The sequence below is a fragment of the Novosphingobium sp. FG90 genome, from assembly GCF_057808725.1.
Genome location: NZ_JBMDIO010000007.1, coordinates 64,905 through 86,801, shown reverse-complemented (window position 1 = coordinate 86,801; position 21,897 = coordinate 64,905). Strand labels below are relative to the sequence as shown.

Annotated in this window: 21 protein-coding genes; 16 read left to right on the top strand and 5 right to left on the bottom strand. The window is 67.8% G+C overall.

Going from position 1 to position 21,897, the window contains the following annotated elements; translation table 11 throughout:
• Positions 1–77: 77 nt before the first annotated feature.
• From ACODRZ_RS08710 to ACODRZ_RS08700, 3 genes are read right to left on the bottom strand one after another with little or no spacing between them, the layout of a single operon-like run.
• Positions 78–698 (bottom strand): isochorismatase family protein, encoded by a 621-nt coding sequence (locus ACODRZ_RS08710; RefSeq protein ID WP_488970069.1) that lies wholly within the window; start codon positions 696–698, stop codon positions 78–80.
• Positions 695–2,575 carry a hydantoinase B/oxoprolinase family protein gene (locus tag ACODRZ_RS08705; protein WP_488970070.1) on the bottom strand — a complete coding sequence of 627 codons (1,881 nt, stop codon included), beginning with the start codon at positions 2,573–2,575 and terminating at the stop codon, positions 695–697. Before ACODRZ_RS08705 ends, ACODRZ_RS08710 begins: the two co-directional genes overlap by 4 nt.
• Before the next feature lie 13 nt (positions 2,576–2,588).
• Positions 2,589–4,637 carry a hydantoinase/oxoprolinase family protein gene (locus tag ACODRZ_RS08700; protein ID WP_488970071.1) on the bottom strand — a complete coding sequence of 683 codons (2,049 nt, stop codon included), beginning with the start codon at positions 4,635–4,637 and terminating at the stop codon, positions 2,589–2,591.
• Positions 4,638–4,902: 265 nt separating this feature from the next.
• Between ACODRZ_RS08700 and ACODRZ_RS08695 the strand changes: the two genes are divergently transcribed.
• The 9 genes from ACODRZ_RS08695 (at position 4,903) to ACODRZ_RS08655 (ending at position 13,948) form a co-directional block, all read left to right on the top strand.
• Positions 4,903–5,058, top strand: coding sequence for a hypothetical protein (locus ACODRZ_RS08695; protein ID WP_488970072.1), 156 nt, complete (start codon positions 4,903–4,905; stop codon positions 5,056–5,058).
• A 180-nt stretch (positions 5,059–5,238) separates the two neighbouring features.
• On the top strand, positions 5,239–5,949 hold the full coding sequence (locus tag ACODRZ_RS08690) for a hypothetical protein (RefSeq protein WP_488970073.1): 711 nt from the start codon (positions 5,239–5,241) through the stop codon (positions 5,947–5,949).
• 17 nt (positions 5,950–5,966) lie between these two features.
• Positions 5,967–7,634, top strand: a complete 1,668-nt coding sequence (locus ACODRZ_RS08685) for a nitrilase-related carbon-nitrogen hydrolase (protein ID WP_488970074.1) — start codon at positions 5,967–5,969, stop codon at positions 7,632–7,634.
• Positions 7,631–8,701, top strand: a complete 1,071-nt coding sequence (locus tag ACODRZ_RS08680; protein WP_488970075.1) for a class I SAM-dependent methyltransferase — start codon at positions 7,631–7,633, stop codon at positions 8,699–8,701. The genes ACODRZ_RS08685 and ACODRZ_RS08680 overlap by 4 nt, the downstream gene beginning before the upstream one ends.
• Complete coding sequence (locus ACODRZ_RS08675; protein ID WP_488970076.1) at positions 8,698–9,039, top strand: hypothetical protein; 342 nt, start codon at positions 8,698–8,700, stop codon at positions 9,037–9,039. The genes ACODRZ_RS08680 and ACODRZ_RS08675 overlap by 4 nt, the downstream gene beginning before the upstream one ends.
• On the top strand, positions 9,036–9,854 hold the full coding sequence (locus ACODRZ_RS08670) for an alpha/beta fold hydrolase (protein WP_488970077.1): 819 nt from the start codon (positions 9,036–9,038) through the stop codon (positions 9,852–9,854). The genes ACODRZ_RS08675 and ACODRZ_RS08670 overlap by 4 nt, the downstream gene beginning before the upstream one ends.
• 5 nt (positions 9,855–9,859) lie before the next feature.
• Positions 9,860–11,353: an aldehyde dehydrogenase family protein gene (locus ACODRZ_RS08665; protein WP_488970078.1), complete on the top strand. Its 1,494-nt coding sequence runs from the start codon at positions 9,860–9,862 to the stop codon at positions 11,351–11,353.
• Positions 11,353–12,744, top strand: coding sequence for an MFS transporter (locus tag ACODRZ_RS08660; protein ID WP_488970079.1), 1,392 nt, complete (start codon positions 11,353–11,355; stop codon positions 12,742–12,744). The genes ACODRZ_RS08665 and ACODRZ_RS08660 overlap by 1 nt, the downstream gene beginning before the upstream one ends.
• 4 nt (positions 12,745–12,748) lie before the next feature.
• Positions 12,749–13,948 (top strand): aromatic ring-hydroxylating oxygenase subunit alpha, encoded by a 1,200-nt coding sequence (locus ACODRZ_RS08655; RefSeq protein ID WP_488970080.1) that lies wholly within the window; start codon positions 12,749–12,751, stop codon positions 13,946–13,948.
• A gap of 89 nt (positions 13,949–14,037) precedes the next feature.
• Here the strand turns inward: ACODRZ_RS08655 and ACODRZ_RS08650 are convergent, their stop codons facing one another.
• Positions 14,038–15,429 carry a dihydroorotase gene (locus ACODRZ_RS08650; RefSeq protein WP_488970081.1) on the bottom strand — a complete coding sequence of 464 codons (1,392 nt, stop codon included), beginning with the start codon at positions 15,427–15,429 and terminating at the stop codon, positions 14,038–14,040.
• On the bottom strand, positions 15,426–16,382 hold the full coding sequence (locus ACODRZ_RS08645; protein ID WP_488970082.1) for a CobW family GTP-binding protein: 957 nt from the start codon (positions 16,380–16,382) through the stop codon (positions 15,426–15,428). The genes ACODRZ_RS08650 and ACODRZ_RS08645 overlap by 4 nt, the downstream gene beginning before the upstream one ends.
• Before the next feature lie 161 nt (positions 16,383–16,543).
• Between ACODRZ_RS08645 and ACODRZ_RS08640 the strand changes: the two genes are divergently transcribed.
• Genes ACODRZ_RS08640 through ACODRZ_RS08610 form a run of 7 tightly spaced genes read left to right on the top strand, consistent with a single transcriptional unit; the run spans position 16,544 to position 21,877 of the window.
• A complete protein-coding gene (locus tag ACODRZ_RS08640; protein ID WP_488970083.1) occupies positions 16,544–17,434 on the top strand; it encodes an isocitrate lyase/PEP mutase family protein in 891 nt (296 codons plus the stop codon).
• Positions 17,431–18,126 (top strand): isochorismatase family protein, encoded by a 696-nt coding sequence (locus tag ACODRZ_RS08635; protein WP_488970084.1) that lies wholly within the window; start codon positions 17,431–17,433, stop codon positions 18,124–18,126. Before ACODRZ_RS08640 ends, ACODRZ_RS08635 begins: the two co-directional genes overlap by 4 nt.
• On the top strand, positions 18,123–18,482 hold the full coding sequence (locus tag ACODRZ_RS08630) for a hypothetical protein (RefSeq protein ID WP_488970085.1): 360 nt from the start codon (positions 18,123–18,125) through the stop codon (positions 18,480–18,482). The genes ACODRZ_RS08635 and ACODRZ_RS08630 overlap by 4 nt, the downstream gene beginning before the upstream one ends.
• Positions 18,482–19,300 (top strand): alpha/beta fold hydrolase, encoded by an 819-nt coding sequence (locus ACODRZ_RS08625; protein WP_488970086.1) that lies wholly within the window; start codon positions 18,482–18,484, stop codon positions 19,298–19,300. Before ACODRZ_RS08630 ends, ACODRZ_RS08625 begins: the two co-directional genes overlap by 1 nt.
• Positions 19,297–19,971, top strand: coding sequence for an SDR family oxidoreductase (locus tag ACODRZ_RS08620; RefSeq protein WP_488970087.1), 675 nt, complete (start codon positions 19,297–19,299; stop codon positions 19,969–19,971). The genes ACODRZ_RS08625 and ACODRZ_RS08620 overlap by 4 nt, the downstream gene beginning before the upstream one ends.
• Positions 19,972–19,991: 20 nt before the next feature.
• A complete protein-coding gene (locus tag ACODRZ_RS08615) occupies positions 19,992–20,672 on the top strand; it encodes a hypothetical protein (protein ID WP_488970088.1) in 681 nt (226 codons plus the stop codon).
• On the top strand, positions 20,672–21,877 hold the full coding sequence (locus ACODRZ_RS08610) for a class I SAM-dependent methyltransferase (protein ID WP_488970089.1): 1,206 nt from the start codon (positions 20,672–20,674) through the stop codon (positions 21,875–21,877). The genes ACODRZ_RS08615 and ACODRZ_RS08610 overlap by 1 nt, the downstream gene beginning before the upstream one ends.
• Positions 21,878–21,897: the final 20 nt, after the last annotated feature.

The window sequence follows — 21,897 nt, the reverse complement described above, 5'->3', positions numbered from 1 at the left end:
TAGTCTCGGGGAGGAATAAAAAAAGGGAGGCACAGCCTGCGCCGTGCCTCCCCTTCATCTCGTGTTCGCAGGAAACCTCACCCCATCAGGGCGATGGCCTGCTCCTCGCTGAGCACTTCGGCGTACTTCTTCGACAGGTCGAACAGGTTCGCCTCGTGCGGGCGCTCGTCACGATCGCCGCAGGCGTCCGCCACGACCAGCGGAACGAAGCCGTTCTGCAGCGCATCCAGCGCCGAGGCGCGCACGCAGCCCGAGGTGGAGAAGCCGGTGATGAACAGGCTGTCCACGCCCATGCTGGTCAGCGTCGCCGCCAGCGAGGTGCCGAAGAACGACGAGGCGTACTGCTTCGTCACCACCACTTCGTCCGCACGCGGCTGCAGCGTGTCCGGGAAGGCGCCGAGCGGCGAGCCCTCCAGGAAAGCCTCCAGCGCAGGCACCTTCCTGTAGAACAGCCCGCCGTCCACACCGCCTGCGCGGTAGACGACGTTGGTGAAGATCACCGGTACGCCCGCTTCCCGCGCCGCTGCGGTCAGACGCTCGCACGATGCGAGCGCCGTCTCGAAGCGCGGCGAGTAGAGAGGCTGGCCGGGCGTGAGATACGCCACGACCACGTCCACCAGCAACAGCGCCGGCTTCTTGCCGGGCTGCAGAGCCCCGCCGAAGCCGCCACGGTTGTAGTCGTCGAGAAGGTCGCTCACTCGGCGGCCTCCGCGAATTCCACGGTGGCCCACTTCGGCGCGGTCGGCGCAGGCAGGCCGGTTTCGGCGAGGCAGTTCGCGCGCAGCGTCTCGATGTCGGGGCCGAAGTCGAACACGCCGATTGCACCGCGCTCGGTACGCAGCTTCTCGCGCAGCGCCGTAGTGGCGGCTTCGTCCACCGCGCCGTCGGTGATGACGACGCCGTAGTCCTTCGCGCCTTCTGCCGTGACGAGGCCCTGGCCGATTTCCTTCAGCACCAGCGCCGGGTCACGGTCCAGCGGGTCGCCCCAGCCGCCGCCGCCCCAGGTGATGAAGTGCAGCACGTCACCAGCCTCGACCGGGTAGTCCTCCAGCTTGTTGCCGACGACGATCTCGGTGCCGTCGGCCTTCACCAGCAGCTTGCGCGCGCGCTTGCCCGGGTGGCCGCCGTTGACGCCCCAGGGCGGCACGAACCAGCGGTCGTCGTGGATGGCGATCACGCCCGGCTCCAGGAAGCGGTAGACCATGTTGATGCCGTTGCCGCCGCGATGCAGGCCCGCGCCGCCCGAGTCCGGTACCGTCTCGTACTTCTCGATGACGAGCGGGAAGTAGCGCTCCAGGAACTCGTTCGGAACGTTGGTGAAGCCGGGGAACAGCGAGTGCCCGTCCGGTCCGTCGCCCAGCGGACGGCCGGGAATGCCGCCGAAGCCGATCTGGAACAGCTGGAACCACTTTCCGGCCTTGTCGGTGCCTGCATAGAACAGGTGCGGGCTCGACGAGAAACCGGCAGCGTTGAGGAATTCCGGGGTCTTCTGGCCCAGCAGGCCGCCCAGGATGTCGAACAGGCGGCCCAGCACGTGGGTGCGGCCCGAAAGCGCGGCCGGGAACTTCGGCTTGAGCAGCGAGCCTTCCGGAATGCGCACGTCGATCAGCGGATAATAGCCGTCGTTGAACAGGATCTGCGGATCGAAGACCATGATCATGTAGATGCCGAAGAACATGCGCATCATGTTCTCGTTCAGGAACATGTTGATCGAGGCCTGGCTCTGCGGATCGGTGCCGTCGAAGTCGAGGACCACGCGGCCGTTCTCGCGCCACATCGTGCACTTGATCTTGTACGGGCCGAAACCCATGCCGTCGTCGCAGATGTAGTCCTCGAACGAGACCTTCTCCTCGCCGATCGAGCTGGCGATCAGCTGCTGCATCGCGCGGAAGTTGCGGTCGAGCAGCAGGTCGGTCGCCGAGACGAACACGTCGTCGCCGAAGCGCTCGGCCATTTCCACCACGCGGTGCGCGGCGACGCGGCAGGAGGCGATCAGCGCGTTGAGGTCCGCCTTGCACCACGCCGGGGTGCGCGACTGGTGCATGACCAGCTTGATCAGGTCCTCGTTGTATTCGCCCTTCTTCCAGATCTTGACGGGCGGGATGCGCACGCCTTCCTGGAATATCTCGGTGGCGTGGATCGGCATCGAGCCGGGGACCATGCCGCCGATGTCGCTCTGGTGGCCGAACATCGAGGTATAGGCGATCAGGCGGCCGTCCTTGAACACGGGCAGCAGCACCAGCCAGTCGTTGCAGTGGCTGATCGCGCCGCCGACCGAGTAGGGGTCGGACAGGAAGATCATGTCGCCGTCTTCCACGGTGCCGTCGAAGCCGTCGAGGAATGGGCCGATGTAGGAGCCGAACTGGCCCACGATCATGCGGCCCTGATGGTCGGCGATCAGCGGGAAGGCGTCGCCTTGCTCGCGGATGCCGGGCGACATGGCGGTGCGAACCAGCGTCGCGTCCATCTCGACGCGGGCGTTGCGCAGCGCGTTCTCGATGACTTCGAGGGTGACGGGATCGATATCGACCTTGTTGAAGGGCGTTTCGTTAGCCTGGATGATACGTGCGGGCATTGGTTCTCTCCCCTCAGGCCAGGTTGATCAGGATGTTGCCGACCGCATCGACGGTGCCGACGCAGTCGCCTTCGATGAGCGTGGTCGAATCCATCTCGGTGACGATGGCCGGGCCGGGGATCACGTCACCGGCGCGCAGCTTGGCGCGGTCGTAGATCGCGGCCGGGGCCATGGCGCCGTTGAACCACAGTTCGTGGTCGCGCACCTTGGCCTCGATCGGGTCGCCGTTGCCTTCGGGCAGGCGCAGCGCCTCGAGTTCGAGCAGCGGCCCGAGCGCCACGGCGCGCAGGTTCACCAGCTCGTGCTCGGTGTCCATGTTGAACGTGAACAGGCGCTCGTGCTCGGCATCGAAACGGGCCTTGACGCCCGCCAGGCCATCGGCCTTGAGCACGTCGGGGCTGATCGAGAGCGGCACTTCGAAGGCCTGGCCTTCGTAGCGCACGTCGAGTTCGAACTGCACGGTGACGTCGGCGTCGGCGATGCCTTCGGCGGTCAGTTCCCGGGTGGTCTGCGCGGCCATCTCTTCCAGCAGCGTGATCACCTCGGCTTCCTCGGTCTCCGAGAAGCGCTTGGAGAACGAGCGCGCCGTTTCCGTGCGCATGCGGGTGGTGGCATCGCCCAGCGCGCAGAGCACACCCGGCGAAACCGGCGAGACTGCGGGCCACGAGCCCATCAGCTTGGCCACGGCGTTGACGTGGAGCGGACCGGCGCCGCCGAAGCCCATCACCGCGAAGTGGCGCGGATCGTAGCCCTGCTGCACCGAGATCATGCGCAGCGCGCCGAACATGTTCTCGTTGACGATGTCGATGATGCCGCGCGCGGCTTCCATCAGGCCGATGCCCAGCTTGTCGGCGATGGTCTGCACCGCCGCCTTGGCGCCTTCGCGGTCGAGCTTGAAGGTGCCGCCCAGCAGGTTCTCGGGCAGGTAGCCGAGCACCACGTTGGCGTCGGTCACGGTCGGCAGCTTGCCGCCCTTGCCGTAAGCCACCGGCCCCGGAACCGCGCCCGCTGACTGCGGGCCGACGCGCAGCGCGCCGGTCAGTTCGGGCACGTAGGCGATCGAGCCGCCGCCCGCGCCCACCGTCTTCACGTCCAGCGCCGAGGCGCGGACCGACAGGTGACCGACTTCGGTGGTCCGCACGCGGCGCGCCTCGAGGTTCTCGATCAGCGCGACGTCGGTGGAAGTGCCGCCGACGTCGAGCGTCAGGATGTTGCGGATGCCGGAGTTCTTGCCGACCCACAGCGCGCCCGTGACGCCGCCCGCGGGGCCGGACATCAGCAGCGCGACCGGATGCTCCTCCGACTTCTCGGAGGACATGAGGCCGCCATCGGACCGCAGCAGCGAGAGCGAGCCCGCCATGCCGCCGGAGCGCAGGTTGTCGCGCAGGTTGCGCACGTACTTGCCTACGACCGGGCGCACCGCCGCGTTGGCGACGGTGGTGAGGGTGCGCTCGTATTCCTGCATCTCGGGCAGGACGAGGTGGCTGAGCGAGATCGGCACGTCGGGCATGATCTCGGCCGCCAGCTGCGCCACGCGCTTCTCGTGCGCGCCGTTGAGGTAGCCGTTCATCAGGCTGACCGTCAGCGCCTCGACGCCCTGCGCCTTCAGCTTCTCCAGCGCGGCGCGGATGCCGGCTTCGTCGATCGGGCGGATCTCGCGCCCTTGCGCATCCATGCGCCCGGCGATCTCCACGGTGTCCTCAAGCGCGGCGAGCGGTTCAGGCTTGGGCCACACGATCCAGCCGGCGAGGCCGCCGGGCACGAACGAGCGTGCGATCTGCATGACCTGGCCATAGCCCTCGGTGACGACGAGGCCGACGCGCGAACCCTTGCCTTCAAGCACCGCGTTGGTCGCGACGGTCGTGCCGTGGAGGAAGTACTCGATGTCCGCAGGCGTGATTCCCGCCTTCTCGCAGATCGCGCCGAGGCCGTTCAGGATGCCTTCCGAGCTGTCATGCGGGGTGGAAGGCGTCTTGTGGCGCCAGAACGAGCCGTTCTTCTGATCGAGCAGCAAAAGGTCGGTAAACGTCCCACCGACGTCCACCCCCAGGCGATAAGTCATGAACCCAATCTCCGTTAGATTGGCAGCTAGCAAGCATCGCGAGCCCCGCAATGACAGGGTGGTGGCCCCGAATAACCGGCAGGTGGAGAACCCTGCCCACGCTGCGGAACGATTGCAAAGCCGGGCGGATCGCGCGCGACTCCGGCGGCTTGTTGAGATTTCCGCTCAATACACTTTCGGACAGCTTGATGCAGGCGTGGCAAAGTCCTGCGACACCGCGCCGTCATACCAGCCTCATCGAAAACCGACGATGGACGCCCCAAGGATGACCCGCATGCTCCCCGCCTTCGCAGCCCTTGCCGTATCCTCGGCCATCCTGACCAGCGTGGCCGACGTGGCAATGCCGCCGAGCGCACCGGTCATCGGCGCCGAAAAGCCCGTGTTCCTCGGCCGCATGCTGGTGACCGCGACGCCGCTCTGACGCACCAAGGCCCAATGCCGGAATTCCCCACCAGTCGATAAATTCTCGATTGGTGGCCAGAGGCACCAGCCTCGATTTGCCGCATGCCCAGCGTGAGGCAGCCTCGACGTCGAACACCGCAAATGGACGAGGCCCCAACCATTCGGGCCGTCCATCCGGATCGACAGAGAGGTAGACCGAATGCCGCTTACCCGTACCACCGGCAGCTATGTGATGGGCCCCAGCGACGACCGCTCGAAGTGGGTCGAGTGGGAGAACTTCATCGTCTCCACCAACCCCGACGGCACCCATACCGCGCAGTCGATGACGCGCTTCCCCGGCACTTCGCTGGTGCGCCACGTCACCCAGACCGTGAACACCGAATTCATGCCGATGGACGGGCACCTCCGCCTGTTCGTCGGCAGCGAGTTCCAGGGCGTTCTGGTGCGCCGCGTGGTCGGTGACGAGGTGACGTCGCTCCTCATCGCGCCCGACGGCAGCCCGATCGAGCAGGCCCAACTTCCCGGCGGCGCCGACCTCGTCCTCGGCTACCACCCCACCGTCGTCGAGGGCTGGAAGTTCACCCAGTGCGACCGCGCGGTCGAAGGCACGCAGCAGGTGCGCATCCTCACCACCTCGGCAACCTGGAACGGCGGCCAGATGACGCACGGCAAGGAAGTGACGCTGGCCATCGAGTACATCGGCGAGGAGGAGATCGAAGTCCCCGCCGGCAAGTTCGTCTGCGACCACTACCTTTGGCACACCGGCGCGATCGACGCCGACATCGAGGTCTGGACCACCGGACAAGACCGCATCTGCGCCCGCGTGATCGGCCATGCCAAGGGCGTGACTTACGAACTGGCCACCTTCGACCAGAAGACCTTCGGCGACACCCTCGAATTCGACTTCTGATCGAAAAGGCGCGCACGATGCTACGGGTAGCCACAGCACAGTTCGAAACCGGCAAGGACACCGACCGCGTCCTTGCCGACATCCTGCGCCTTGCCGACGAGGCGGCGGCGGGCGGGGCCAGGCTGGTCCATTTCCAGGAGTGCTGCAACTATCCCACGTCCTATACCGACCGCGAACACGCATGGCGCGAGGCCGTTACCCTCGAAGGCCCGCTGGTCTCGGCGATCCGTGCCAAGGCACGCGAACATGGCCTGTTCATCGGCTTCAACGCCGCCGTGCGCGGGCCATGCCCGAAGGCGTGGATGGTCAACCACCTGATCGGCCCGGACGGGGAATACATCGGCTCCAACAAGAAGCAGGTGCTGATGTGGATCGAGCGTGACGCCTTCTTCCCCTCGGACGAGGACGGGCGCGTTTACGACACCGCAATCGGGCGCATCGGCATGATATCCTGCATGGACGGGCTGGTGCCGGAAACCTCGCGCACGATGGCGTGTCTGGGGGCGGATATCGTGCTCAACTCGCTCTGTTCGAACGGGGTGGACGAGGCGAACCTGCACATCCCGGCGCGCGCGGCCGAGAACGGCTATTTCATGATCTCCGCCAACCGGGTGGGGGACATGGTCAAGGGGCAGGACCTGCAGGACCTGATCGATGCCGCAGGAATGACCCGCGACTTCGTGAAGGGCGCAGGGGAAAGCCAGATCGTCGGCCCGGACGGCATGCCGCTGGCCCGCGCGACGCATGACGACATCGGACTGGTCTTCGCCGACATAGACCTCTCGAAGCTGGAACGCGAAGACCGCATGGCGCGGCGGCGGCCCGAACTCTACACGTTGATGGGCACGGACAACGCCGCGCTGGCCGCGCTGGCCGGAGGCCGCGCGCCTGCAGGCAAGGTCGCGCTGACGACCATCGTGCCGGACGGCGCGACCTTCGACGAACGGCTGGCGCAGGCGGTCACGATGATCGCCTCGGCCCCGGCCGGACTGGCAGTGCTCCCCGAATTCTTCGCGTGGGACCGTGGCGACGACAGCCGCCTCGACGAAGCGAGCGTAGCCCTCGCGGAAGCCGCTGCCGCAGCAGGCACCTACCTCGTCGCCGGACTCCCGGGCCGCGAAGACGGCAAGCGCGTCAACCGCGCCGTCCTTTTCGGCCCCGAAGGCGTGATCGGCGAATACCGCCAGATCCACCCCGATCCCGGCTCGAACGACATGGCGCTGGGTGACGACCTGCCGGTCTTCGATCTCCCGTTCGGCCGCCTCGGCCTGCTGCTGGGTGAGGACCTGCTGTTCCCCGAGGCCGCCCGCGTGCTCGCCCGCAAGGGCGCGGACCTCATCGCCTGTCCCGCGACATGGCGCGAGGACTGGCACCACGAACTCATGCTGACCGCGCGTTCGGCGGAGAATCACGTCACCATCGTCAGCGCGGCGCGCGCCGACAGCGCCTGCGCGAAGCCCGGCACCATCTGCACGACCCCGCCGGAATACCGCTTCCCGCAGACCAAGGAAGTCAACGCGCCGGACCGCCACATGGCGCCCTCGCTGACCGGCGCGTTCACCGTGGAGGTCGACCTCGCCCCCAACCGCGACAAGCGGCTGATGGGCGCGACCGACCTCATCATGGACACGCGCCCGGAACTCTACGGCGCGATCCTGGCGCTGCGCGAAAGCGTCCCGGCGTGAGCCGTCCGCCCATCGGCACCCTGCGCGGTGCGGCCAGCCTCGACGATGAGAGCTACGTCGATTTCGTCGAGGGAATGCGCGCCTTCAACCTCTCGCGCATGGTGCCGCGCCTCGTCCAGTCGGGCGATGCGATCGGCACCCGGATGGCGACCCGGTCGCCCCGGCCGCGCGTGCAGGACCTGTTCACCGCGCTCGACCACGTGCCCGCCGCGCAGATGGCGCGGCGGATGATGCGCTCGACCCAGACGATGATGTGGCGCGGCACCGGCGACACCTATCGCCGCATCGCGGGCGAACTGGAGGACTGGCTGGAACAGGCCGAGGCCGCCGCCCCCCACCTGCTGCGCATCGCCCCGGACTTCGCCTATCCCGACTACTTCCGGGCGCAGGACATCCACCTGCAGCCGGGCAACTACCACGACGACGCGCTCGCCGGGTTCGTGTTCCACTACGGCTCCAAGGTGTTCTTCACTGGCGGCAACGACGACGATCGCCTGCACAACGTCATGGCCGCCTGGTGCCCGATCGACGGCTCTCCGCAGCGCATCGTCGATCTTGGCTGCGGCGTCGGCCAGTCCACCACCGCCTTCAAGCTGCGCTTCCCCGAAGCCGAGGTCCACGGCATCGACGTTGCCGCGCCGATGCTGCGCTACGGCCATGCCCGGGCACGGGAGCTGGGGATCGAGGTCCACTTCGCGCAAGGCGACGCCGCCGTGCTAGATTTCGCCGACAACAGCGTCGACGCGGCGCTGGCGATGATCCTGTTCCACGAACTGCCGCCCGAAGTGGCCGAAGGCGTCGTGAAAGAGGCCGCGCGCATCCTGAAGCCGGGCGGCACCTTCACCATCATCGACTTCCCGCACATCGCGGCCGAAGAACTCAGCGGCCGCCACTGCATGCGCCTGTTCGACAGCTGGTACAACGGCGAGCCCTACGCCCCCGCCTTCGTCCATTCCGACTTCACCGCGCTGCTGAAAGCGCACTTCGGCGACGTCGATCCCGACTACCGCCCTGCCGCCACCTCCACCGGAGCGCTGCAGATCCGCGTCTGCAGGAAAACCGCATGACACCCGACGAAGTCACCGACCTGCGCCGCTGGCTGGACAAGAGCGAGGGCCTTGCCGACGGCCGCCCCTTCCTCGGCGACCGCCGCCTCGACGCGATGATGGACGTCATGCTCGAAATGGCGGCGCAAGTCTGGGTGCTCAAGCGCCGCAACGCCGTGCTGGAAGGCGTCCTTGCCGCACAGGGCGCGGTCACTCCCGAGGCGATCGAGAACTTCACCTTCACCCCCGACGAAACCGCCGCGATGCGCGAAAGCCGCGCCGCCTTCGTCTCCACCATCTTCCGAAGCCTCGCCGAGCTGCCGCTCGCGCCCGAGGCCAGCCAGCAGGAGCCGTCATGATCCCGACCATCGATACCGCGCCCGTCAACTTCAAGCGCGGCTATTCCAGCTGCTTCCTCGGCCAGCTCCACTACCGCGAGCATGGAGAGGGCGAGCCGGTGCTGTGTCTCCACCAGGCCCCGCAGTCGAGCGGCATGTTCGACACCGTGCTGCCGATGCTGGGCGAGCACTTCCGCGCGATCTGCATGGACACCATCGGCTACGGCATGTCCGACCTGCCCGGCCGCCTCGTCGAGCCCGAGGAATATGCGCGCACCATCGTCGAATTCCTCGACGACATGGGGCTGACCGATCCGATCTCGGTGATCGGCGTCCATACCGGCGCCTACTTCGCCACCCAGTTGGCGGCGCAGTACCCGGAGCGCGTCAAGAAGTTCGTCCTCTCCGGCCCGGTGCTTCTCCACCCCGACGAGGGCGTGGTGCCGATGCGCGCGCCCGCGACCATCGCCGAGGAGGACGGCAGCCACCTGACCCGCCTGTGGCAGCTGCGCTGGAAGAACGTCTCGCCGGTGAACAACCTCAAGGCGTTCGAGAAGCTCTACGTCGCCGCCCTCACCGCCGGGGAGAACGCGCAGGCATCGTATTACGCGGCCAGCAAGCTCGACACGCTCAAGCAGCTCCGCTTCGACGTGACGGTGCCCGGCTTCATCGTCTGGGGCGACAAGGACTTGTCCGCGCCGGGCATCATGAAGTGCCTGCACTTCCTCGAAGGCAAAGTGCCCGACTACCGGATCGCGGGCGGCACGCTCGACACCATCGAGGAGTTCCCCGAGGAGTGGACCGAAGCCTGCGTCCGCTTCCTCAAGGAAGGCTGACGGTCTTGGCCCCGCATTCGCAGACCGGCCATCCGAAGCTGGGGGACTTCGCCGCGTCGAGCATGGCGGACGCGCAGGGCAAGTGGCTGCTGCGCGAGAACCCCGCCCGGCCTGACGAACTGGCCGGGCGCATCCGCCGCGACAGTCCCGCCGACGTCCTTTCGGCCGCCTCTGCCGCAGCGCGGGCACAGCGCGAATGGGCCGCGCTCGACTTCGAGACGCGCGCCGGGATGCTGCGCGCGGCCTTCGGCGCGGTGGAGGGGATCGAGACCCTCGCCCGCACGATGGCGAGCGAGATGGGCAAGCCGGTCGGCGAATGCGCCGGGGAGATCCGCTTCTCCCTCGCCTTCGCCGCCGACATGGAGGGCCGCGCCCGCCGTCTCCTTGCCGATGACATTCGCGGCGAAGGGCCGGGACGGCGCGTGGTGCGGCGCGCGCCATATGGCGTCATCGCGGCGATCGTGCCGTGGAACGCGCCGATCATCCTTGCCATGACCAAGATCGCGCCCGCCCTGCTCTCGGGCAACGCGGTGCTTGTGAAGCCCTCCCCCTTCGCGCCGCTGACCCTGAGCGCCATCGTCACCATGATCGCGGCGCACCTGCCGCCCGGCCTGCTGCGCGCGGTCAATGGCGGAGCCGAGACCGGCGAGGCGCTGATCGCCGCGCCCGAAGTGGCGAAAGTCGCCTTCACCGGCGGCGGCACGGTCGGCCGCGCGGTGCTGCAGCAGGCCAGTCGCCGCTTCATCCCCAGCGTGATGGAACTGGGCGGTAACGACCCGCTGATCGTGCTGGAAGACTTCGAGCCGACCGCCGCGCGCATGGAAGCCCTCGTCTGGGCCAGCTTCCTCAATGCCGGGCAGGTCTGCATGGCGGCCAAGCGCCTCTACGTCCATGAAGCCGTGGCCGAGCGCTTCGTGGACGCCTACGTCGAGACGGCGCGGCGCCTGCTGTACATGGGCGACCCGCTCGACCCGCGCACCAACATCGGCCCGGTCATCAGCGCGCAGGCGCAAGGCCGCATCAGCCGCGTCGCCGCGCAGGCGCGCTGCGACGGGGGCATGGTCGTGCCGCTGCTCAGCGACTTCTCCGACTACCCGGAGCAAGGCTATTTCGCGGCGCCCCAGCTCGTCACCGGCCTGACCGACGCCGCCGAACTCGTGCGCGACGAACAGTTCGGGCCGATCGTCCCCGTGGTCACCTGGCGCGACGAGGCCGATGTGCGCCGCTGGGCGGCCAACGGGGACTGCCTCAGCGCCTCTGTCTGGTCATCCGACACCGAGCGGGCATGGGACCTCGCGGCCTCGCTGCCCGCCGGACTTTGCCTCGTCAACGCGCACAACCGCAGCGGCTTCTCGTTCGACCTGCCGTTCGGCGGCTCGGGACCGAGCGGCTTCGGGCGCGAGTACGGCGATGAGGGGCTGCTCGAATACTCCATGCCCAAGGCCCTGCACCAGCCCGCGACCGGCTCGGTGGCAAGCGCCTATCCGGGGAAAAGCTGATGCTCGAAGCGACCTACGACGCCGCCATGACCACGCCATCGGCCTCGACCCCGCGCGTCGGCCTCGCCACCCGACTGGGCTACGGCAGCGGGGCGGTGGGCGCGCAGATCTTCCGCGACACCCCCGCGCTGATCCTGCCGATCTACATGATCACCGTGCTCGGCATCCCGGCGTGGATGGCGGGCATCGCGATCCTGATCCCAAAGGCGTGGATCGTGTTCTGCGACCCGCTCGTCGGCGGCTGGTCGGATCGGCGTGCGGCGAACTGGGGCCGCGCGCCCTTCCTCGGCGCGGGCGCGCTGCTTTCGGGCCTCGCCTTCGTACTGATGTTCAGCGCCCCGGACTTCGCCTCTCCGCTGGCCAGCGCAGCCTACATGTCGCTCGCCTTCGCGCTCGCCTCGACCGCCTACAGCCTGTTCTCGGTGCCCTACCTCTCGGTCGCGTCCGAGATGAGCGAGAGCCCTCGCGAGCGCACGACGATCCTCGCCTATCGTCTGGTCTTCCTGGCCGTCGGCGTCGCAATCGGCGCGGGCTACGCGCTGCCGGTGGCGCAGTGGCTGGGCGACGGCTGGCACGGCTTCAACCGCATGGGGATGCTCTACGGCCTCGTCTGCCTGGTGAGCATGGGCGTCACCTGGGCGACCGTGCGCCGCACCCGCCTCATCACCCTGCCCCGCCCCGAAGGCGCGACCGGCAAGGCCGACATCCTCGCCCTCTGGCGCAACCGCAGCTTCGTGAGCCTGTCCACCACCTATTTCTTCGCGCTGACGGCGCAGGGCATGACCTACACCGTCTTCGGCCTGTTCTTCCTCTACCTCCTGCACGACGCGGGCGCGCTGGCGATTGTCAACGTCTTCGCCGCCGCTTCGGTGCTGGTCGCCCAGCCGCTGACGGTCTGGCTGAGCCGCCGCTTCTCCAAACGCGCACTGTTCGTCACCGGGGTGCTCGGCTGGTCACTGTTCTGCCTCTCGTGGATCACCGCCGGGCCGACCGAGAACGCCTGGATCGCCGCGCACCTCGGCATCCCCGCGCCGGGAATCGTGCTGATGGCGCTGCGCGGGTTCCTGTGGGGCCTGTTCAACTCGATGTACCTGCTGATGGCGCTGTCGATGCTGACCGACACCATCCAGCACGACCGCGAGACCACCGGCGCATCACGCGCGGGCGTCTATTCCGGCGTGTTCAGCGCGCTGGAGAAAGTCGCCTTCGCGCTCGGCCCGGCGATCACCGGCGTGCTGCTCAGCCTCGGCGGGTTCGTCGGCGCCAAGGGCAGCGGCGTGGTGCCGCAGTCGCCCGGCGCCCTCACCACGCTGGTGCTCTGCTTCGCGGTCTACCCGGCCGTCCTCAAGGCGCTGAGCCTTCTCGCCTTCATCCGTTACCGGGGACACTGATCCGATGACCGCCGATCCCTCTTTCGCCCCCTCTGCAGCCCGGCGGGACTCCCACAATTCGCTGCGCCGCGCCCTCGTCGAGCGCCTGCGCGACGGGCGTACGGACCTTGCCGAGACCATCATGGAGATCGACGCCCACGCCTACGTCGATCCTGACCGCCATGCCCGGGAGCGGGAGGCTTTCCGCAAGCTGCCGATCATGGCCTGCCTTTCGCTCGACGTGGCGGAGCCGGGCGACAAGCTGCTGTTCGATGCCCTCGGCCCCGAGATCGTGATCCTGCGCGACGGGGACGGGCAGGTACGCGCCTTCCTCAACATGTGCCCGCACCGCGCCGCGCGCCTCGTGACCGAATGCGACAGCCGCAAGCGCATGACCTGTCGCTTCCATGGCTGGACCTTCGACCTCAAGGGCAAGCTGATCGGCCTGCCCGGCGCGGAGGGTTTCGCGGGAATGGAACGTGAGGCGCGCGGACTGGTCGAACTGCCGGTGGCGGAATGGGCGGGCATGGTCTTCGTGCGCGCCGATCCCGCAGGAGAGCCGATCGACGTGGCGCAATGGCTCGGCCCTTTCGCGGCAGAACTGGAGCACCTCGAACTCGGCCGCGCCCGGCCGATGCGCCGCAGCCGGCTGGAAACGCGCACCAACTGGAAATGCGCCTGGGACACCTACTGCGAAAGCTACCATTTCGCGACCCTGCACGCGACCACGGTGGCCCCGCGCCTCGTCTCCAACGTCATGGCGCTGACCCCGTTCGAGCGCCACGCCCGCATGGGCTTCCCGCGCAAGGACTGGTATGCCCTCGCCGACGCGCCGGAGACCGAGTGGCCGGACGAGAACTTCGGCGGCAACTACTTCATCTTCCCCAACATCAACCTTAACGTCTCTTCGGGTCCGAACGGGGAGATGTTCTACGGTTTCTACCACCTCTATCCCGGCGAGACGCCCGGCAGCACGGTGACGCGCATGGCCACCTACCGCCCCGGCCACGCCGATGGCCCGCAGCCGGACGAGGACTGGCAGGTGCTCCACGGCTTCATCGAGGATGTCGTGCGGACCGAGGACTACAGCGTCTCTGAGGAAGCCTACCGCAATTTGTCAAACGCGCCGGAGGGATTCAGCGCCGTGTTCGGGGCAAACGAGATTCTCGTGCAGAAATGGCACCGCGACTGGGCGGCGCAGTTGGCGGAACTGGCGTTGGGGTAACCCCCACCTCGTCATTGCGAGCGCAGCGAAGCAATCTAGGGCGGCTCAAGACTGCCCTGGATTGCTTCGCTGCGCTCGCAATGACGAGGTCAGGAGGGGGAAAGAGATCCCGCCTTCGGTTCCGCAGCGCCTCGCGCCAGATAACGCCCATACCCCCCGGCGCCCGTGACCCGGCCATCCTGCATGATCGTCTCCCCGCGCAGGATCGCGCGCACCGGCCACCCCCGCAGGGTCCAGCCCTCGTAGAGGCTATAGTCCGAATACGAAGCCAGCGCCGCAGGATCGACGACACGGCTCTGCTCGAGGTCCACCAGCGTCACGTCCCCATCGGCACCGGGAGCCAGGCTGCCCTTGCCCTTCATGGAAAAGATCTCCGCCGGACGGCTGGTGAGCAACTGCGCGATCCGCTCCAGCGAGAGGCGGCCCTTGTGATACCCCTGATCGAGCAGCACCGGCAGGATCGTCGCCGTACCGGGAAAGCCCTGCGAGGCCTGCCACACCGGCTTCTCCTTGGTGGCGCGCTTGCGCGGTACGTGGTCCGAAGCGACGACGTCGATGGCGCCGTCGGCCAGCCCTTCCCATAGCGCCGCGACGTCGTCCGGGCTGCGGAACGGCGGGTTGGCCTTGCCGATGGAACCGATGTCGGCATCCCAGTCGTGCGTCAGGTAGTGCGGGCAGGTCTCCACCGTCACCCGGTCGTAGCGGTCCCGCCAGCGGCGCACCTCGTCCAGTGCCATGCGCGTTGAGATATGCGGGATATAGATGCGCGCACCCAGCTTTTCCGCAAGATAGAGCGCGCGGATGGTGCTTTCCGCCTCGGTGATCGCGGGCTTGGAGAGGTTCCAGTCCTTCAGCGTCATGCCGCCCCCGGCGATGCTGGCGCGGCGGAAGCGGTTGACCAGTTCGATGTTCTCGGTGTGGACGACGATGGTGACTTCGCCAAGGCTCGCGGCCTTCTCCAGCAGCGCGTAGAAATACCCGTCATCGGTCCCGTCGAGACCGAGGTAGCGGCCTTCCTCACCCTTGAAGTTCATGAAATATTTGAACGACGTGACTCCGTAGTCGGCGACGTAGCGCTCCATTTCCTCGACGTGGCGCTCGCTGGCCACGGAGAAGTGGAAGCCGAAATCGACATGCGACCGTTCGCGGGCATGGGCATGTTCGGCGTCGAAGATCTCGCCGTAGCCTTCGCTCGACAGAAAATAGCCAAGGATCGACGTGAAGCCGCCGATGGCCGCATGCTGCGTCTCGGTGGTGTATTCGGTGATCGGTTCCCCGAACCCGAAATGGACGTGGGTGTCGATGAGACCGGGGAAGACGTGCAGCCCCGTGGCATCGATCGTTTCGCGCGCCGTCACTCCGCTGCCGGGGGCGAGGCGCGCGGCGATGCGGCCATCTGTGATGGCTATGTCGCCCTGCGCGATACCGCCGACGGGATCGACGATTGTGCCGTTGGCGATCAGGAGGTCGAAGCCGCTCATTGCAGGTCCTCTTTGGATGGGGGCATCGTGCCCTCGGGTACGTGAAGCCACGGAAGCAGCGCGGCGATATCGCCTGCCTCGCGCCGTTGGACGATGACGGTGAGGTGCGGCGCGGCATCGTTGGCGGACGCCGGGGCGTCGGTCACCGAGAACCGCGCACCGACGCCCTGCACCAGCAACAGGCGGCCGCGCGTCCGGGCCAGCCCCTTGCAGCGCAGCAGGTCTCCGCCCAGCCGGTGATCGAGCGCCGCCGCGAAAGCCGCAAGGCCCGAGCGGGTGACCGGCTCGTCCAGCGGAAAGCTCCAGGCCCGCACGCCATGGCTATGCGCCGCATGGTCGTCCGTCACGGCAGGCCGCGCCCCGCGCACAGGGGCCAGCAGCAACGCCGGATCGGCGAGGACGTCCGACGCGGTGACCACGTCCGCCAGCGGATTGGCCCCGGCGATCCAGACGCATTCCTCGGGCGCGAGGGGACCGCGCAAGTCCAGCTTGGTCAGCACCAGCCGGTCGGCCAGCACCAGCTGGCGCAGCGCTTCCGGGTGACGCTCCACCTGCGTGCGGCCGCCCAGCATGTCGAGCGCGGTGACGACCACGCCCAGCGACAGGAAATGCGCCAGCAGCGGACTGCGGCGCACCACTTCCATGATCGGACCGGGATCGGCGAGCCCGGTCGTCTCGATGACGATGCGCCCGAACCTCGGCAGGTCTCCGCCTGCCCGGCGGCGCACGAGATCCAGCAGCGTCTCGGGCAGCGAGTCGACCACGGCGCAGCACAGGCAACCGCCCTCCAGCAACGCGATCTGGCCCGGCGCGGTTTCGACGAGAAGGTGATCGAGCCCGATCTCGCCCAGTTCGTTCACCACCACGGCGGTGTCGCGAAAGGCGCCTTCCGACAGCATCCTGTTGAGCAGCGTCGTCTTGCCGCTGCCGAGGAAGCCGGTCAGTATCTCCACAGGGATGCGCTCGTCTGGCGTCATCCGGGCAGACTAGGCCGGCACGCGCACAGGCCAGCCCCGATGCGCCGCTTTGCCCGCCAGCCGAACAAACTCCGCCTGCCGGATAGCGCCCGCGCACCGGCTCCCGCGTGGCCACGGCAGCGATAGTCTCCGGCCTCATGACCAGACAAGAATTCAAGCTGCGCCTATCTTCACCAAACGGGGCAGACAAGCGCGCCGTCCTGCTGCCGGGCGTCGCCAATCCGCTGGCCGCCCGCGTGGCGCAGGATCTTGGCTACGAAGCGCTCTACGTCACCGGCGCGGGCGTGGCGAACACCGAGCTGGGCCTCCCCGACATCGGCATCCTGGGTCTGTCCGACATGGCGCAGGCGGTGGAGCGGATCGCCGCCGTGGTGGACCTGCCGCTCGTCGTCGATGCCGACACCGGATACGGCAATTCGGTCAGCTGCTACCACGCGGTGCGCCGTCTGGAGGCCGCCGGCGCGGCGGTGATCCAGATCGAGGATCAGGTCTTCCCCAAGCGCTGCGGCCACTTCGAGGGCAAGGACGTGGCCCCCGCCGCCGAGATGATCGGCAAGATCAAGGCGGCGGTGGACGCCCGGCGCCACGAGAACACGCTGATCATGGCCCGCACCGACGCCAAGGCGGTGGAAGGCTACGAAGCCGCCATCGAGCGCGCCAGCCTCTATGCCGAGGCGGGCGCCGACATCCTCTTCGTCGAGGCGCTGACCACCGAAGCCGAACTGCGCGACGCGCCCGGCCGCAATCCCGGCCTGCCGCACCTCGTCAACGTGGTCCACGGCGGCAAGACCCCGCCCTTCCCCGCTACCGAGTTCGAGGCGATGGGCTATGGCCTCGTCCTCTACGCCAATGCCGCGCTGCAAGCTTCGGTACTGGCGATGCAGCAGGTGCTGGGCGCGCTGAGGGACGACGGTTCGCTGCAGAACGTGGGCGATCGCCTCGCCGACTTCGTCCAGCGCCAGAAGGTCGTAAGGACGGCCGAATGGGACGCGATGCGCCTTCACTACGAAGGCGACGTGAAGCCATGACAAGACCCCCGGATCGACCCTGGACCGGGATCGTCTCCGAGGAGGAGGAGCGCCGCTACCGCGCCGCCGGTTTCGGGCGGCCGGGCGGTCTCGGCAAGCGTCCGGCGCTGCTGATCATCGACGTGCAGTACCGCACCATCGGCACGCGCGAGGCGCCGTTCTGGGACTCCATCGAGGAGTTCAAGACCAGCTGCGGCAATGCCGGGTGGGAAGCGGTGCGCCATATCGCCCCGCTGCTCGCTAAGTTCCGCGAACTGGGCCTGCCGGTGCTCTATCCCCACGTTGCGCCCAAGGAGGCGTTCGATCAGGGGCGCCTTGCCGCCAAGGTCCCCGAACTGATGACCATCGGCACCGAGGGCTATCGCTTCGTCGAGGACGTCGCGCCGCTGCCCGGCGACGTTCTGCTGCCCAAGAAGCACCCTAGCGCCTTCTTCGGCACCCCGCTCGCCAGCTACCTGATCGACCTGGGCTGCGACAGCGTGGTCGTCACCGGCTGCACCACCAGCGGCTGCGTGCGCGGCAGCGTGGTGGACGCCTTCGCCTACAACTTCCGCGTCACCGTGCCCGAGGAATGCGTCTACGACCGCAGCCCCACGGCCCACGCGGTGAACCTGTTCGACATGGCCTACAAATATGCCGACGTGGAACCGCTGGCGCAGGTGCTGGCGGCACTGGACGGATTGAACGCATGAGCGACACGCCTGAACTCCCGCGTACCGTGCGCGGCAAGCGCCCCGAATTCTTCGCGACCGAGGGCGTCGATGAAGTCATGTCGATGGTGCTGGTGCTCGCGCAGGAACTGCACGTCGTGCGCGAAAGGCTCGACACCGCCGAGCGGGTGATGAGCCGCCACGGGATCGACCTCGCCACCGAGATCGAGGCGCTTCAGCCCGACGAGGCGCTGCTGCGGACGCGCGAGCAGGCGCTTCAGGGCTTCTACGGCAGGCTCTTCCAATTCTCGCGCCAGCGGCGCAGCGAACTCGAACACAAGTACAGCGACCGGACCTACCGCGAGACGCTCGACAAGGTCGCGACAGGAGACATTTGATGCAGCATAATTGGCCCCGCCGTCATTACGCCGACGGTCCGTTCGGGCAGGTCCATTTTCAGGAGACGGGCGAAGGCCCCGCGCTGCTGATGTTCCATCAGGCGCCGATGACCTCGGGCCAGTTCGACAATGTCTACGCCCCGCTCGCGGCGCGCGGGTATCGCGCGATCGGCATCGACATGCCCGGCTTCGGCATGTCCGACCCGACGCCCGGCACCCCCACCGTCACTGATTACGCGCAAGTCATCCCCGCCGTGCTGGGCGCGCTGGGGATCGAGCGCGCGGCCCTGCTCGGCCACCATACCGGCGCGCTCGCGGCGACCGAGGGCGCGCTGCTGTTCCCCGACCGCATCGCCGCGCTGATCGTCAACGGCCCGCTGCTCGTCAGCGCCGAGGACCGCCAGAACTTCCTCGACAACCTGCACCAGTGGGAACTGGGCTACCACGCGCGCGAGCATGCCGGGCACATGGCGGAGCTGTTCGACATTCGTAACAACCTTGCCAGCGGCACCATTCCGCACGCGCGCCTCAGCGACTACGTGGTGCAGGCGCTGATCGGGCGCGGCGCCTTCTGGTACGGCCACAACGCCGCCTACATGTACGACCAGGAACCGCAACTGGCGCAAGTGAAGCAGCCGACGCTGATACTGTCGAACACCGGCGACATGATCTTCGACCACGCGCGGCGCGCATCCGAACTCTTCCCGCACTTCGCCTTCGCGGCGCTGGAAGGCGGCGGCGTCGACATCGTCGACCAGCAGCCCGAGGCATGGGCCGACGAAGTCGCGAAGTTCCTGCGCGGAGCCGGCTGGCAGTGAACCCGCGCCGGGTCCTGCTCGTCGGTGCGACGCAGGGCCTCGGCCTTGCACTTGCGCAGCGATACCGCGCCGAAGGGTGGGACGTGGTGGCGACCACTGTGGCCCCCTCTCCCGCGCTGGAGGAGCTGGACGGCGTCACCGTCCTGCCGCTCGACATCACTGACGAGGGGCAGGCGCTCGCCCTGCGCGACAGCCTAGCCGGGCAGCGGATCGACGTACTGCACATCGTCGCGGGCATCCTGCCGCAAGGCGACGCGCCGATCTGGGAGCGCGCCGACGAGGAAATCCTGCGCGTCCTCAAGACCAACGCCATCGGCAGCGTACGCCTCGCCTCCCTGCTGGAACCACTGGTGCCCGAAGGCGGCACATTCGCCTTCACCAGTTCGGGGATGGGCTCGATGGTGCGCAACACGCTGGCGGGCGCGGACCTCTACCGCGTCAGCAAGGCGGCGCTCAACATGCTGGTGCGCAGCTTCGCCGTCACCCACGGCGAAAAACGCGCCGTCCTGATCATCTGCCCCGGCTGGGCGAAGACCGAGATGGGCGGCGCCGACGCCACCGTCGAAGTCGCCGACAGCGTAGACGGCATCTACCGCCTCGTCAGCACCGCGCGGCCTTGTGCCAATGGCGCCCCGTTCCTCGAATACACCGGCGACACCGTTCCCTGGTGACCTCTTCCAAAGGACCGACCATGACCTACCAGATCCCGAAGCATCTCTCCGGCCGTGTCGTCCACCTCAAGGAAGGCGACGAGGAATGGGGCCGCGAGGCCTTCACCATGTCGGTCTGGGACAAGGGCCGGCTGATGAACGCCACCATCGAGTTCGACGACCGCAAGGTCCTGCGCAACGCGACCTGGTCGGTGGACGGCGACTGGAACCCGATCGAGGCGCAGACCCGCGAATTCGTCGACGGCGACCTCAAGGCGCACTGCTGGTTCCGCGTCGACGGCACCGCGGTGGAGGCGGAAGTCTTCTCGCAGGAGGCCGGGCGGTTCTCGCAGCGGCTGGAGACGGGCAAGCGGATCGACTACCTCGGCATGCACACGATCCTTGCCGACGTGCTGGTTGCCGCCGCCTGCGGCACCGCCGATCCGGGCGTCGAGAAGCCGGTGACATGCGTAACCAACTCGATCTCCGAATGGGGCATGGGCAATTACCGCGCGCACTGCGTGACGCCGCTGGTCACTTACGTCGGCCGCGAGGAGATCACCGTGCGCGCAGGCGCCTTCGAGGCCGAGCACTTCAAGGTGCGCTGGAGCGAATTCGTGCCCGAATACGCCGACTTCTGGGTGACCCCGGGCGATTACCTGCCGCTGCGTCTGCAAGGCTCGTTCGGGCCGGTGCGCTACGAACTTGCAGGACTGGACTGATGCTCAACGTCTTCCAGCAGGCCGACCACCCGGTTCTCCCGCGCGCCAGCCACGACGAGGCGAGCCGCCAGAACTTCGCCAAGGGCCTGCGCGGCTTCATCCAGCGCGAGGTCCTGCCCGGCCTGACCCCGCTGTTCGCCAAGACTGCGGCGGAATCGCAGTCGCTCGGCGTCGATCTCGCCAGCCGTCACGACGTGCGAAAAGCGATGAAGAAGGAGCCGTTCTTCCAGTCCTACGCCGCGCTCAACCGGACGGCGCAGGAACTGCTGTGGCTCTCGGTGGTGGACACCATCGAGCGCGACTGGCCCCGCCTCGCCGCCGAGGTGAAGGCACGCGAGGGACAGGGCGGGGAACTGCGCATCCCCGAGGGCTTCGAGGTTCCCCGCTACGTCACCGCGCTCGACATCCACTGCATGCCGGGCGGCTATGCCTCCCGCCATGATGCCGAGCAGTTCGCGGCGGGCGCCCTCTACGAACGCGGCGTCTACCTCTACGGCATGGGCTACGGCGGGCCGTTCAACGATGGCAAGGGCCGATCGGTGGTGAACTATATCCGCCGCACGATGCCCGATTTCGTGCCGATGCGCGTGCTCGACATGGGTTGCACGGTCGGCCACTCCACCCTGCCCTACAAGGAGTTCTTTCCCGAGGCGGAGGTCTGGGGCATCGACGTAGCGGAGCCTCTGGTTCGCTATGCCCACGCCCGCTCGGTGGCGCTGGGCGAGACGGTGAACTTCGCGCAGATGAACGCCGAGCGGACGGAGTTCGAGGACGGCTCCTTCGACCTCGTCGTCAGCCACATCCTGCTGCACGAGACCAGCGGCAAGGCGATGCCGAAGATCTTCGACGAATGCTTCCGCCTGCTGCGCCCCGGCGGCCTGATGATCCACTGCGACCTGCCGCCGTTCGACCTGATGGACCCGTTCACCCAGTTCATCCTCGACAACGAGACTTACTATAACAACGAGCCGTTCTGGGGCGCCATGCGCGAGATGGATCAGGTGGGCCTTGCGAAGAACGCGGGCTTCGATCCCGAGACCATCCGCTTCGACACCGCGCCGATGGTCATCCGCGAATACGCAGGCGCCGACGCAAAGGGTTACGACGTCGCCAAGGCCGACGAACTGGCCGACCGCGAATTCAAGGCGGGCGAATATGCCCCCGGCGGCGGCTGGGAAGTGCTGATCGCGCGCAAGCCGGGCTAACCTCATCTCGCCCCTCACTT

What these genes read in the sequence shown, in the direction of transcription:
- ACODRZ_RS08705 (WP_488970070.1), bottom strand. Translation starts at nt 2,575, where the DNA reads ATGCCCGCACGTATCATCCAGGCTAACGAAACGCCCTTCAACAAGGTC.
- ACODRZ_RS08700 (WP_488970071.1), bottom strand. Translation starts at nt 4,637, where the DNA reads ATGACTTATCGCCTGGGGGTGGACGTCGGTGGGACGTTTACCGACCTT.
- ACODRZ_RS08695 (WP_488970072.1), top strand. Translation starts at nt 4,903, where the DNA reads ATGACCCGCATGCTCCCCGCCTTCGCAGCCCTTGCCGTATCCTCGGCC.
- ACODRZ_RS08690 (WP_488970073.1), top strand. Translation starts at nt 5,239, where the DNA reads ATGCCGCTTACCCGTACCACCGGCAGCTATGTGATGGGCCCCAGCGAC.
- ACODRZ_RS08685 (WP_488970074.1), top strand. Translation starts at nt 5,967, where the DNA reads ATGCTACGGGTAGCCACAGCACAGTTCGAAACCGGCAAGGACACCGAC.
- ACODRZ_RS08675 (WP_488970076.1), top strand. Translation starts at nt 8,698, where the DNA reads ATGACACCCGACGAAGTCACCGACCTGCGCCGCTGGCTGGACAAGAGC.
- ACODRZ_RS08670 (WP_488970077.1), top strand. Translation starts at nt 9,036, where the DNA reads ATGATCCCGACCATCGATACCGCGCCCGTCAACTTCAAGCGCGGCTAT.
- ACODRZ_RS08660 (WP_488970079.1), top strand. Translation starts at nt 11,353, where the DNA reads ATGCTCGAAGCGACCTACGACGCCGCCATGACCACGCCATCGGCCTCG.
- ACODRZ_RS08655 (WP_488970080.1), top strand. Translation starts at nt 12,749, where the DNA reads ATGACCGCCGATCCCTCTTTCGCCCCCTCTGCAGCCCGGCGGGACTCC.
- ACODRZ_RS08650 (WP_488970081.1), bottom strand. Translation starts at nt 15,429, where the DNA reads ATGAGCGGCTTCGACCTCCTGATCGCCAACGGCACAATCGTCGATCCC.
- ACODRZ_RS08640 (WP_488970083.1), top strand. Translation starts at nt 16,544, where the DNA reads ATGACCAGACAAGAATTCAAGCTGCGCCTATCTTCACCAAACGGGGCA.
- ACODRZ_RS08635 (WP_488970084.1), top strand. Translation starts at nt 17,431, where the DNA reads ATGACAAGACCCCCGGATCGACCCTGGACCGGGATCGTCTCCGAGGAG.
- ACODRZ_RS08630 (WP_488970085.1), top strand. Translation starts at nt 18,123, where the DNA reads ATGAGCGACACGCCTGAACTCCCGCGTACCGTGCGCGGCAAGCGCCCC.
- ACODRZ_RS08625 (WP_488970086.1), top strand. Translation starts at nt 18,482, where the DNA reads ATGCAGCATAATTGGCCCCGCCGTCATTACGCCGACGGTCCGTTCGGG.
- ACODRZ_RS08615 (WP_488970088.1), top strand. Translation starts at nt 19,992, where the DNA reads ATGACCTACCAGATCCCGAAGCATCTCTCCGGCCGTGTCGTCCACCTC.
- ACODRZ_RS08610 (WP_488970089.1), top strand. Translation starts at nt 20,672, where the DNA reads ATGCTCAACGTCTTCCAGCAGGCCGACCACCCGGTTCTCCCGCGCGCC.